This window comes from Kribbella flavida DSM 17836, from assembly GCF_000024345.1.
In the GTDB taxonomy this organism is placed as follows: domain Bacteria; phylum Actinomycetota; class Actinomycetes; order Propionibacteriales; family Kribbellaceae; genus Kribbella; species Kribbella flavida.
This window is the reverse complement of record NC_013729.1, coordinates 653,796-665,727: the sequence shown is the minus strand read 5'-3', so window position 1 is coordinate 665,727 and position 11,932 is coordinate 653,796. Positions and strand designations below refer to the sequence as shown.

The following is an 11,932-nucleotide window of genomic DNA, read 5'->3' as shown; positions in this document are numbered from 1 at the left end:
CCGCATGGCAGCCAAGTTCGAGCTTTACGAGGACAAGTCGGGCGGGTACCGGTTCCGCCTCAAGGCCGGCAACGGTGAGGTGATCGCCAGCAGCGAGAGCTACCAGACCAAGGCCGGCGCGCTGAACGGCATCGAGTCGATCAAGACCAACGCGCCGGGCGCGAACGTCGACGACCAGACCTCCTGATCTACCGGCACCACGCACTCACCGGCCGCGCGCAGCTCTGGCCGTGCGACGACGGCAGGGCACTCCGATCCCGGAAGCCCTGCCGTCGGCCGGTTCAGCCGGTGATCAGCGCTCGAGCTCGAAGACGACCTCGCGGACCTCCACGCCGAGGCCCTCGATCCCGGCGTCCGGAATCATCGCGGCCAACTCCTGGGCCCGCTCCTTGCTCGCGCAGTCCAGCAGGTAGTAGCCGGCCAGGAACTCCTTCGACTCCAGGAACGGCCCGTCGGTCACGGCCGGTACGCCGTCGCGCACCTTGACCACCGACGACTTGGCCGGCTCGGCGAGCGCGACGGTGCTGTGGAACTCGCCGGACTCCTGCACGGTCGCGAGAAACTTCTCGTGCCCGCTGAAGATCGCCTGCTGCTCCTCCTCGGTCAGAGCCTGCAGCACGTCGGGGTTGATGTTCAGCACCACCAGGTACTTCACGGTGTCTCCTCCGGTCCCGGCTCCCCCGGACGGGAGCCACTCGTCTTCAGTACGGAGCCGTTCCGGCCGTCTTGACATCGCGATGCTACGAGTTCCCCCGGCCACAACGGGCGCGCCGAGCAGGGCTCCGGCCGGCCCTCGAAGGCAGCCGAATCCCCTGCGGGAGCGGTAGGTTCGGCCTCATGCTGAGTATCGAGGACGTCAGGGCCGCAGCGAAACGCATCGAAGGAGCAGCGCACCGTACGCCGGTCCTGACGTCGCGCACGCTGGACGAACGGGTCGGGGCCCAGGTCTTCCTGAAGGCGGAGAACTTCCAGCGGGTCGGGGCCTTCAAGTTCCGTGGCGCGTTCAACGCGATCAGCCGGCTGACCGACGAGCAGAAGGCGCGGGGCGTTGCGGCGTTCTCGTCGGGCAACCACGCGCAGGCCGTCGCGCTGGCGGCGGCGCTGGCCGGGACGAGTACGGTGATCCTGATGCCCACCGACGCGCCGCCCACCAAGGTCGCCGCCACCCGGGAGTACGGCGCCGAGGTGGTCACCTACGACCGGTACACCGAGGACCGGGACGCGCTGGCGACGAAGCTGTCGGCGGATCGCGGGCTGACGCTGATCCCGCCGTACGACCACTACGACGTGATGGCCGGACAGGGCACGGTCGCGCTGGAGCTGATCGAGGAGGTCGGCCCGCTCGGGGCGCTGCTGGTCCCGGTCGGCGGGGGCGGACTGCTGGCCGGGTGCGCGACGGTGGCGACCGCCCTGGTGCCTGGGATCCGGATGATCGGCGTCGAGCCGGCCGCGGGCGACGACCACGCCCGGTCGCTGGCGGCCGGGCACCGGGTGGCGATCGAGGTGCCGCGGACGATCGCCGACGGCCAGGCCGTGGCGACCCCGGGCGAGCTGACCTTCGCCGTGAACCAGTCGCTGGTCGAGGCCTTCGCGCTGGTCTCCGACGACGAGATCCGGGCGGCGATGGCGTTCGCCTTCGAACGACTGAAGATCGTGGTGGAGCCGAGCGGCGCGAGCGCGCTGGCGGCACTGCTGTCCGGCCGGGTTCCCGGGCTTCCGGAACGGGTCGGAGTGGTGCTTTCAGGCGGGAACGTGGGCTTGCAGAGGTTTCACGACCTGCTCGGGCCGGGGCGGCCCGAGCACTGACTGTGCCCGTTGTCACAGAGCGCGACTTGCCATTGTGATGCAGATCACGTATCTGAGCTGTGCGGCCGCCTCAGCCCCGCTCAGAAGCGCTCAGGACACCTGATGTTCACCAGGAGTCCCTGACCCGTCAGAGACCCACTGAGGGCCTTTCAAGAGGGTTCCTGCGGATCTGAGGGTTTGCGTCGTGATCGTTCTGTTATACAGTCGGCGGCGGTTCGCCAAATACGACGAACTGCATGTGTGTCAACGCCGAGCCCTGCCAGGCACACATGTTCCCCTCGAACACCATGGCAGGGGTGGGGGACCCAGGAACTCGGGTCTCGACCGTGAGTGGTCGGAACCCTGGGGTGAAGTCCGCGGGAGCGGACCGGGCTAATGACTCTCAGCCCGAACCCGACAGCTAACTCCGCAGGCGTCGGGAGACAACCATGCCCGTCACTGCCCGACGGACAGCGCTTCTGCGCGCCGTCACCACGAGCGAATCCAGTACCCGGCCGACCGGACGGACGCTGGCCAAGCACCGCAAGACCAGCAAGTCGCCGGCCCCCCGTGCCGCGGCCGCCGTCCTCTCGGTCGGCCTGGCCATGTCCGGTGGAGCGGCGCTCAGCGTCGTCACGCCGGCGGAGACCGCGCACGCGGGAACTTCGAAGACCACCTCGGCCGCCTGGGCCCGAGGCAACAAGCCGATCGCCACCAAGCCGCTGCTGCGCTACGCGGACGCCGGCTCGGCCGTCCGGTACGTGCAGAAGTCCCTCGACGTGCCGGCCGGTGGCTGGTACGGCTCGGCGACCCGCACCGCGGTCGCCAACTTCCAGCGCCGGGTGGGCCTGCCCCGCACCGGCACCATGACCGTGAACACCTGGCGCTCGCTCTTCTACGCCGCCAGCCACGGCCTGCTGCACGGCGGCTCCAGCAAGAGCTCGAGCTTCCACGCCCGGGTGCTGAAGGAGGCCGCGAAGCTCAAGGGCACGCCGTACCGGTACGGCGGCACCACGCCGAAGGGCTTCGACTGCTCCGGCTACACCGGCTACGTCTACAAGAAGGCCGGCAAGAAGCTGCCCCGTACGTCGCGCGCGCAGTACAGCGCCACCAAGCGCCTGAGCCGCAAGGCGGCCAAGCCGGGTGACCTGGTGTTCTTCAAGAGCGGCGGCGGCAGCGTCTACCACGTCGGCATCTACGCCGGCGGCAACATGCTGTGGCACTCCTCGAAGCCGGGTCGCCCCATCGGCAAGGCGAAGATCTGGAGCTCGAACGTGGCCTTCGGCCGCAAGTGAGTTCCTAGCCCGTCAGCGAGACCCACTCCCCCCTGGGTCGCTGGCCTGGTAACCGGTCGTGCGTCGCCGCCCCCACCCCTCCGGCGGCGCACGGCCGGTTTCGTCGTGTCCGGGCCGCGCCGTCGGTCGAGGCGGGCCGCGCGTCAGCCGTCGAGCAGCCCGGCCTCGTGCGCCAGGATCGCGACCTGGACCCGGTTGGTGGCGTCCAGCTTCACCAGCACTCGGGAGACATGCGCCTTGACCGTTGCCTCGCTCATGAACAGGCTCCGGCCGATGTCGGCGTTCGACAGGCCGCGCCCGACCGCGACGAGCACTTCCACCTCGCGGTCGGTCAGCCGGCTCAGCCGCTGCTTCGCCAGCCGCTGCCGGTCGGTGCGCTGGTCCGCGGCGAAGTGCCCGATCAGTCGCCGGGTGACCGCCGGGGACAACATCGCGTCGCCGGCGGCGACCACCCGGACCGCCTGCACCAGCTCGCGCGGTGGCGTGTCCTTGAGCAGGAAGCCGCTCGCCCCGGCCTGCAGCGCCCGGAACACGTAGTCGTCGAGGTCGAAGGTGGTCAGCACGACGACCTTCGGCGGCTCGGGCAGCGCCTGGATCTCCCGGGTCGCGGCCAGCCCGTCCAGCCGGGGCATCCGGATGTCCATCAGGACCACGTCCGGCCGGTGCTCGCGGACCATCGCGGCGGCGTCGGCGCCGTCCTCGGCCTCCGCCACCACCTGGAGGTCGTCGGCCGACTCCAGGATCATCTTCAGCCCGGCCCGGACCAGCGCCTCGTCGTCCACGATCAACAGCCGTGTCATAGCTCTCCTTCTCTGCCGTCCGACCAGGGCAACCAGGCCTCGACCCGCCAGCCCCCGTCCTCCGTGGGCCCGGCGGACAACCGTCCGCCGGACAGGGTGACCCGCTCGCGCAGGCCGACCAACCCGGCGCCGGACCCCGGCAGCAGTGAACCAGCCGCGACCGGCCGGATGTTGGTCACCCGGACGGTGACCCCCTCGCCCTCGGCCCCGTGCACCACCACCTCGGTGGTCGCGCCCCGGGCGTGCTTGTGCACGTTGGTCAGCGACTCCTGCACGATCCGGTAGACCGTCCGCCCCACCGACGCCGGTACGTCGTCCGGCAGCGCCAGCTCACTGCGTACGTCGACCCCAGCGGCCCGGGAGTCACCGACCAGCCGGACCAGGTCGGATGCCCGCGGCACCGGTGTCAGGTCGGCTCCGTCCTGGCTCAGGTCGGTCCGTAGGACGCCGAGCACCTCGCGCAGGTCCTCCATCGCCTGCCGGGCGGTCTGCCGGATCAGCCCGGCCGACTCCTCGACCTTCTCCGCGCCCACCGCCGGGTTCACCTCCAGGCCGCCGGCGTGCAGCGCGATCAGCGACACCTTGTGCGCCAGGACGTCGTGCATCTCCTGCGCGATCCGGGCCCGCTCCCCCAGCTTCGCCTGCTCGGCCCGGAGCTCGCGCTCGGCCTCGGCGCGCTCGGCCCGATCCCGCAGCGACACCATCAGGTCCCGCCGGGCGCCGATGTACGCGCCGACCGCGACCCAGGTGCCGACCAGGAAGGGAGCGGTGAACAGCAGCACGAGCAGATCGCCGCTCTGCCGCAGGCCGCTGGCGACGAACGCGGCGGACGCGGCCAGGGTGAGGACCGCGAGCCAGAGGTCGCGGCGGCGGATCGCCAGGGTCAGCAGCGCCAAGCCCATCGGGACGAAGATCTCCGCGCCCGCCATCGCGACGATGCCGATCGCCGTCACGGTTCTGGGGAACCGGCGGCGCCACCACAGCGACAGCGACGCGACCAGGCCGGCCGTGAGCACGAGCCAGCTGTCGGTTCTCCAGCCGCCCTGGGTGGAGGTGCTGGCCGACTGCGCGACGATCGACACCAGGCTGAAGCCGACGTACAGCAGGTCACGCAGTCGCGCGGCATGCCGGACGAACCAGGCGTACCACCGGCGCAACCGCTGCATTCGGTCAGCGTAGTCGCGCTCCGTACCGGTTCTCGTCCCCCGTCCGGGTGGTTCCAGGGTGCGTCCCCGACGACTTTCGTAGGGGGCCGGGCGAGACGGTCGGGCGATGTGGGCGAGGGAGCCGGGCCGGAAGAGTAGCGGTCATGATCACCGTCGAGAACCTGAGCAAGCGGTACGGCAGCACGACCGCCGTCCACGAGGTGTCCTTCACCGTCGAGCCCGGCAGCATCACCGGCTTCCTCGGACCGAACGGCGCCGGCAAGTCGACCACCCTGCGCATGCTGACCGGCCTGACGCCGCCGACCTCCGGCAGCTCGACCATCGCCGGCAGGCGGTACGCCGACCTGCCGAACCCGGGCCGGGTCGTCGGCGTCATGCTCGACGCGGCCGCCCAGCACCCCGGGCGGACCGGCCGGGAGACGCTGCAGCTCAACGCGAGCCTGCTCGGCGTCCCGAAGACCCGTGCCGACGAGATGCTCGAAGCTGTCGGGCTCAGCTCGGCCGCGAAGCGCCGGGTCGGGCAGTACTCGCTGGGCATGCGGCAGCGGCTCGGCATCGCCAGCGCCCTGCTCGGCGACCCCGCCGCGCTGATCCTGGACGAGCCGGCCAACGGCATGGACCCCGAAGGCATCCGCTGGATGCGCGGCCTGCTCCAGGACTTCGCATCCCGTGGCGGCACGGTCATCCTGTCCAGCCACCTGCTCGGCGAGGTCCAGGCGACCGTCGACCGGCTCGTCGTCATCGGCAGTGGCCGGATCGTCGCGAACGGCTCGCTGGAGGAGCTGCTCGCCGGCAGCGGCACCCTGGTCCGCGGGCTGGACCCGGCCGGTCTGCGGCAGGCCCTGACCACCGCCGGCCTGTCCGTGGAGCCGCTGCACGACGGCGCCCTGCGCGTCGACGCCACCGCCGAGCAGGTCGGCCGGGCGGCCGCCGCGGCGAACCAGATCCTGATCGAGCTGCGCGAGAGCGACAGCGCCGGCCTGGAAGAGCTCTTCTTCCAGCTGACCAGCCCGACCGCCGTCGCGGCCTGACCACCACTTTCACCGGGAGCTTCCGACATGACCGTCACCGACCTCACCACCCCGGCCGCCCCCGCGGCAGCCGGCAAGCACCGGGCCGTGGCGTCCAGCTTGCCGCCCGCCCGTGGCCAGTCCTTCCTCCAGCTCGTCACCATCGAGCTGCGCAAGTCAGTGAACACCCGCAGCGGCCAGGTCCTGATCCTCGGCATCCTGGCCCTCGCGATCGCCGCCCTGACCTGGCAGCTCACCCACCTCCCGTCCGGCCCGGCGGCCTTCGACGACTTTCTGGCCGCCGCCTCGACCGGGGTCCAGCTGCTGCTACCGGTGATCGGTGTGATGGCGATGACCAGCGAGTGGACCCAGCGGACCGCGCTGACCACGTTCACGCTGTCGCCGCGCCGGACCCGGGTCCAGCTGGCCAAGTTCGCCGCGGCGATCGTGCTGAGCGTCGTGGTTCTCACCGCGACGACCGCGCTGGCCTTCGGAGCCACGGCCCTCGGGGGAGCCGTCGGCGGCGACGGAGCGACGTACGCCGGACTGGGCGGGTCGCTGGCCGGGGCCTACCTGACCAACGCGCTGAACGTGGTGATGGGCGCCGCCTTCGGGGCCGTGATCGCGCAGACCGCCGTGGCCATCCTGGTCTTCCTGATCGCCCCAACCGCGTGGATGCTGGCCGGACCTGCGCTATTCAAGGACAACGCCGATTGGCTGGACGTGTTCGGCGCCTTCGGCCGGATCGCGGAGCGCGACCTGAACGGCATGGTGCCGGAGACGCTCACCGCGCTCGGCATCTGGATCGTGCTGCCGACGATCGTCGGACTGTGGGCAAGCTCACGTCGCGAGGTGAAGTAACCAGCGCCGTCAGGCGCAAAAGACGGGGTGGGCCTGGCCGGTCAGAGGGGACCGGCTGGCCCATCCGGCTGTCCGGACCGGTTCGGGGACCACTAGGCAGGGGGCGGTGCGTGTGTCGATCCCCCGCTGCAGGTAACCTAGAACCACGATTACTGACGACTGATCCGTGGGCGCCGCGCTGCGTACCCGGTTGACTTGTGCGAGGGGGTCGACGCTATGGGGCGCGGCCGTGCAAAGGCCAAGCAGACGAAGGTCGCTCGCGACCTGAAGTACCGCACCTGGGAAACCGATCTGGAGCAGCTCAAGCGTGAGCTGTCCGGCGGGGCCGAGGGCGGTACTGGTTCTGTGAACGGCGACTACGACGCAGACGCCGGCGATGACGCCGACGACTACCACCCCCGTCGGTAAAGCGACAGCAGCTCGTGTGGCTCGTCCCCGCGCCTGAGGCGTGCGGACGGGCCAGCTGCGCGCGATCGACGGCGTTTTGTCACACCGGTACCGCAGGTCGTGCTGGCCTGCCGTTTTCGTGCCGGGCGGTGCCAGGCCGCGTCGGTGACGTTCACCCGTTGGGTGAGCGTGAACCGGCCGGTGCGGTGCTGGTACCGCGGAAGCTTCGCCGTACCCGCTTCGACCCCGGGTGAGGTCGACCGGCCCGGGATGGTCGGGGCGGATCCGTGCGCCGGACCGGACCAGGTGGCCTGGCCCCTGACGAGTTCGCAGGTGTCCCGGAGCGCTCAGCCGGCGTAGTCGCCGAGCAGCTCGACACCGGTCTTTTCGCCGGCGGTGCCGACCTCGCCGCAGACCCAGGCCGGGATGTCCCGCTCGGCGAGCACCGCGATCGCGCGGTCCGCGGCGGCCGGGTCGAGCACCGCGACCATGCCGACGCCCATGTTCAGCGTCTTCTCCAGCTCCAGCTGCGGGACGTCGCCGAGCTGCCCGACCAGGCCGAACACCGGCGCCGGCGTCCAGGTCGACCGGTCGATCCGGACCGCGAGCTCGGCCGGGATCACCCGGGCCAGGTTCGCCGCGAAACCGCCGCCGGTGATGTGCGACATCGCGTGCAGCGGCCGGTCCCCGTCCAGGTTCAGCGCCCGGATCAGCTCCAGGCAGTGCTTGGCGTAGACCCGGGTCGGGGTGAGCAGCGTCTCCCCCAGCGTGCCGCCGAGCTCGGGGACCTCGCGGTCCAGCTGCCAGCCGGCCCGGTCGAAGAACACATGCCGGACCAGGGAGTACCCGTTCGAGTGCAGACCGGACGAGGCCATCGCGAGCACCACGTCACCCGCCGCCACCCGCTCGGCGCCGAGCAGCTCGTCGGCCTCGACGACTCCGGTCGACGCCCCGGCCACGTCGTACTCGTCCGGCTCCAGCAGGCCCGGGTGCTCGGCCGTCTCGCCGCCGACCAGCGCCGTACCGGCTTCCACGCACGCCTCGGCGATGCCCTTGACGATCTGCGCGATCGTCTCCGGGACCACCTTGCCGGTGCAGATGTAGTCGGTCATGAACAGCGGCTCGGCGCCGCAGACGACCAGGTCGTCGACGACCATGCCGACCAGGTCGAACCCGATCGTGTCGTGCCGGTCCATCTTCTGCGCGATCGCGACCTTCGTACCGACCCCGTCGGTCGAGGTGGCCAGCAACGGCCGCCGGTACGCCGTCAGCGCGCCGGCGTCGAACAGCCCGGCGAACCCGCCGAGCCCCCCGACCACCTCGGGGCGGGTCGCCTTGGCCACCCACTCCTTCATCAGCTCGACGGCCCGGTCACCGGCCTCGATGTCGACTCCGGCGGCGGCGTAGCTGGCGCCCTGGCTCACGGTGTTCTCCTTCGTCGGCGGGACGGCGTCCCGGAAGTTCGTACGGCGGGACGCTGCCGCGGCGCCGACGCGACCGCCCGGCCGGGCTGGGTCGGGACCGCGGTCATCGGACGAGCCCGTTACGGACGGGACAGGGCGTCCGCGGCGCCGGCACCGCCGGAGACCGTGGCGAGACCGTCGACGTCGGTGCTGACCGGCAGCTCGAGCAGGTGCTTGCCCAGCCGCTCCGGGTCGGGCAGCTCGACCGGGTAGACCCCGTCGAAGCAGGCCCGGCACAGCTTGTCCTTCGGCACCGTGGTGGCTTCGATCAGCCCGTCCAGGCTGATGTAGCCGAGCGAGTCCGCGCCGATCGAGCGGCAGATCTCCTCGGTGTTCAGGCCGTTGGCGATCAGTTCGGCGCGGCTGGCGAAGTCGATGCCGTAGAAGCACGGCCACTTCACCGGCGGCGACGAGATCCGGACGTGGATCTCGGCCGCGCCGGACTCGCGCAGCATCCGGATCACCGCGCGCTGGGTGTTGCCGCGCACGATCGAGTCGTCGACCACGACCAGCCGTTTGCCCTCGATGACCTCGCGCAGCGGGTTCAGCTTGAGCCGGATGCCGAGCTGGCGGATCGTCTGGCTGGGCTGGATGAAGGTGCGGCCGACGTAAGCGTTCTTGACCAGGCCGGAGCCGTACGGGATGCCGGACTCCTCGGCGTACCCGATGGCGCCCGGTGTACCGGACTCCGGGGTGGCGATCACCAGGTCGGCCTCGACCGGGTGCTCGCGGGCCAACTGACGGCCGACCTGGACCCGGGTGGAGTGGATCCGCTGGCCGGAGATCTGGGTGTCCGGGCGGGCCAGGTAGACGAACTCGAACAGGCAGCCCTTCGGGTCCGGCTCGGCGAACCGGGTGGAGCGCAGGCCGTCCTCGTCGATCGCGACGATCTCGCCCGGCTCGACCTCCCGGATGAAGCTGGCACCGACGATGTCCAGCGCCGCGGTCTCGCTGGCGACCACCCAGCCCCGTTCGAGCCGGCCCAGCACCAGCGGACGGATGCCCTGCGGGTCGCGGGCGGCGTACAGGGTAGACTCGTCCATGAAGATCAGGCTGAACGCGCCCTTGACCTTCGGCAGCACCTTGGCGGCCGCCTGCTCGACGTCGAGGTCGGGGTAGCCGGCCAGCATCGAGGTGAGGATGTCGGTGTCCGAGGAGGCGCCGTGCTTGGCGTTTGCCTTGGCGTGCTCCACCTCGAGGTCGAGGCCGAGGTCCAGGTCGTCGCTGCCGTCCAGGGTGGCCGCGAGGTCACCGGTGTTGGTCAGGTTGCCGTTGTGCGCGAGCGCCACCGACCCGGTCGCGGTGGACCGGAAGGTCGGTTGCGCGTTCGCCCAGACGCTGGAGCCGGTCGTCGAGTAGCGGCAGTGGCCGACGGCGATGTGCCCCCGCAACGATGCCAGCGTCGCCTCGTCGAAGGCCTGGCTGACCAGCCCCATGTCCTTGTAGACCAGGATCTGGCTCCCGTTGCCGACCGCGATCCCGGCCGACTCCTGCCCTCGGTGCTGCAGAGCGTAGAGCCCGAAATAGGTGAGTTTGGCGACCTCTTCCCCAGGAGCCCAGACTCCGAAGACGCCACAGGCGTCCTGCGGACCCAGATCCTGCGGGTCGAGATCATGAGTGAGCCGACCATCGCCACGAGCCACGGGCAACAGTCTACGGGAGCGCTCGACAGCCTCGAACCGGCCTCACCCCGGGCCGGGCCTCACCCCGGGACCGGAGCTACCAGCAGGGGCCGGCGACGCAGACCCCGTTCGGGTCGTCGCTCACGGTGGGATCTTCACCCGCAGTCGTCGCCGAGCCCTGAAGTGCCGCACCCAGAGCGAACAAGGCGGTAGAACCCACCACGGCGAGAAATCTCTTGATCACAGCTGGTCCCCTCGAAATAATCCGAATCCGTCCGCGAAGCGCGCCAAATGGACGCACGCTGTATATGGTCGGTTCCAAACGAGCGTTCGAAGGGTGTGGATGGTGCTGGAACCGCTAGGTCTCGATGACGACACTTCAGCGGTCTACCACGCCCTCTTGCGCGCGCCCGAGGCTACGCCGGAAGAGATTGCCGCGCTAGTGAAGCTTCCACTCCGGGAAGTGCACGACCGAATGGACGAGCTGCGCAAACTCGACCTGCTCGTTCCGACCTGGAGCAATCCGGACGTCGAGCACGCGGTGCACCCCCGGGTCGGGCTGACCGGCCTGGCCGAGCGCCGGCGCAGCGAGCTGAACAAGCTGCTCGGCGAGGTCGCCGCCGCCCAGGCCTACGTCGAGACGATGGCCGAGCAGTACAACGAGCTGCTCACCGCCCGCACCAGCGGCGACGTCGAGATCCTCAAGGGCCGCGCGAACGCCTCCCGGCGGATCGAGGAGCTCGGTGCGCAGACCAAGGAAAGCTTCTGGGGCCTGATCCCCGCCCACGTCGACGACATCGTCGCCCCGGCCGAGGAGTCTCCCGACCTGCCCCTGCTCGAGCGCGGCATCAAGATGCGCACCGTCTACCTGCAGAGCATGACCGTCTCCAAGCAGGGCCTCGAGTTCGCCGCGTACATGTACAAGCAGGGCAACGAGGTCCGGGCCACGCCCACCCTGCCCATGCGCCTGCTGATCATCGACCAGAAGATCGCGATCATGCCGCTCAACCCCCAGCAGGAGAGCGCCGGCGCCGTCATCCACCGCAGCCCCGCCGTCGTGGCCCTGGCCCTCGCCCTCTTCGACGCCTACTGGTCCCGCGCCATCGAACTGTTCTCCCCCGAGGACCGCCCCGACACCTCCCCGCTCACCCCCCACGAGGCCGAGGTCCTGCGCCTGCTGGCCGGCGGCGCCAAGGACGAGCAGGTCGCGCGGCTGCTGGGGATCTCGCTGCGTACCGCGCGCCGCATCACCGCCAATTTGTCCGACCGTTTGGACGCTACGTCGCGGTTCGAGCTGGGGGTGGCCGCGGCGAAGCGCGGATGGGTTTGATTTCGCGGGCGGTAGGCAGTTCGGGTGGCTTGCGGGCAGAAATCCGAGGCTCGGCTGTATTTGACCAATCCACTCGATCAGCTTCGCGCCGAACATTCGGGTGCAGCGAATCTTTCCCACTGATCGAGTGGCGGTGCTGCTCATTTGATATTCAGGCAGCCAACGGTTTGCACCACAGTGTGAATGGCACCGTTCGCGGTGAAATACCTGCAT

12 protein-coding genes and 1 riboswitch are annotated in these 11,932 nt (G+C 70.4%); of the genes, 7 read left to right on the top strand and 5 right to left on the bottom strand.

The features are described from left to right. The first annotated feature begins 4 nt into the window (after positions 1–4). Entirely contained in the window at positions 5–187 is a 183-nt protein-coding gene (locus tag KFLA_RS03155; RefSeq protein WP_012918311.1) for a YegP family protein, read from the top strand. 105 nt (positions 188–292) lie between these two features. Here the strand turns inward: KFLA_RS03155 and KFLA_RS03150 are convergent, their stop codons facing one another. After that, entirely contained in the window at positions 293–655 is a 363-nt protein-coding gene (locus KFLA_RS03150; protein WP_012918310.1) for a YciI family protein, read from the bottom strand. 182 nt (positions 656–837) lie between these two features. Between KFLA_RS03150 and KFLA_RS03145 the strand changes: the two genes are divergently transcribed. Continuing rightward, positions 838–1,806: a pyridoxal-phosphate dependent enzyme gene (locus KFLA_RS03145; protein WP_012918309.1), complete on the top strand. Its 969-nt coding sequence runs from the start codon at positions 838–840 to the stop codon at positions 1,804–1,806. Between the two features lie 241 nt (positions 1,807–2,047). After that, a riboswitch (cyclic di-AMP (ydaO/yuaA leader) is annotated at positions 2,048–2,235 on the top strand. After that, complete coding sequence (locus KFLA_RS36395) at positions 2,235–3,080, top strand: C40 family peptidase (RefSeq protein ID WP_012918308.1); 846 nt, start codon at positions 2,235–2,237, stop codon at positions 3,078–3,080. (Overlaps the previous riboswitch by 1 nt.) A 143-nt stretch (positions 3,081–3,223) precedes the next feature. On the opposite strand, the gene KFLA_RS03135 is transcribed toward KFLA_RS36395, so the two are convergent. Continuing rightward, positions 3,224–3,880, bottom strand: coding sequence for a response regulator (locus KFLA_RS03135; RefSeq protein ID WP_012918307.1), 657 nt, complete (start codon positions 3,878–3,880; stop codon positions 3,224–3,226). Beyond that, complete coding sequence (locus KFLA_RS03130; protein WP_012918306.1) at positions 3,877–5,046, bottom strand: sensor histidine kinase; 1,170 nt, start codon at positions 5,044–5,046, stop codon at positions 3,877–3,879. The genes KFLA_RS03135 and KFLA_RS03130 overlap by 4 nt, the downstream gene beginning before the upstream one ends. Positions 5,047–5,189: 143 nt before the next feature. Between KFLA_RS03130 and KFLA_RS03125 the strand changes: the two genes are divergently transcribed. The 3 genes from KFLA_RS03125 (at position 5,190) to KFLA_RS03115 (ending at position 7,325) form a co-directional block, all read left to right on the top strand. Continuing rightward, entirely contained in the window at positions 5,190–6,077 is an 888-nt protein-coding gene (locus tag KFLA_RS03125; protein ID WP_012918305.1) for an ABC transporter ATP-binding protein, read from the top strand. Between the two features lie 27 nt (positions 6,078–6,104). Continuing rightward, on the top strand, positions 6,105–6,917 hold the full coding sequence (locus tag KFLA_RS03120; protein WP_012918304.1) for an ABC transporter permease: 813 nt from the start codon (positions 6,105–6,107) through the stop codon (positions 6,915–6,917). A 216-nt stretch (positions 6,918–7,133) separates the two neighbouring features. After that, positions 7,134–7,325, top strand: coding sequence for a DUF3073 domain-containing protein (locus tag KFLA_RS03115; RefSeq protein ID WP_012918303.1), 192 nt, complete (start codon positions 7,134–7,136; stop codon positions 7,323–7,325). A gap of 326 nt (positions 7,326–7,651) precedes the next feature. On the opposite strand, the gene purM is transcribed toward KFLA_RS03115, so the two are convergent. Then, a complete protein-coding gene (gene purM / locus KFLA_RS03110) occupies positions 7,652–8,728 on the bottom strand; it encodes a phosphoribosylformylglycinamidine cyclo-ligase (protein ID WP_012918302.1) in 1,077 nt (358 codons plus the stop codon). 119 nt (positions 8,729–8,847) lie between these two features. After that, on the bottom strand, positions 8,848–10,410 hold the full coding sequence (gene purF, locus KFLA_RS03105; protein ID WP_012918301.1) for an amidophosphoribosyltransferase: 1,563 nt from the start codon (positions 10,408–10,410) through the stop codon (positions 8,848–8,850). Positions 10,411–10,852: 442 nt separating this feature from the next. Here purF and KFLA_RS03100 point away from each other — a divergent pair, with 442 nt between their 5' ends. Continuing rightward, positions 10,853–11,719 (top strand): helix-turn-helix transcriptional regulator, encoded by an 867-nt coding sequence (locus KFLA_RS03100; protein WP_237706709.1) that lies wholly within the window; start codon positions 10,853–10,855, stop codon positions 11,717–11,719. The last annotated feature ends 213 nt before the right edge of the window (positions 11,720–11,932 follow it).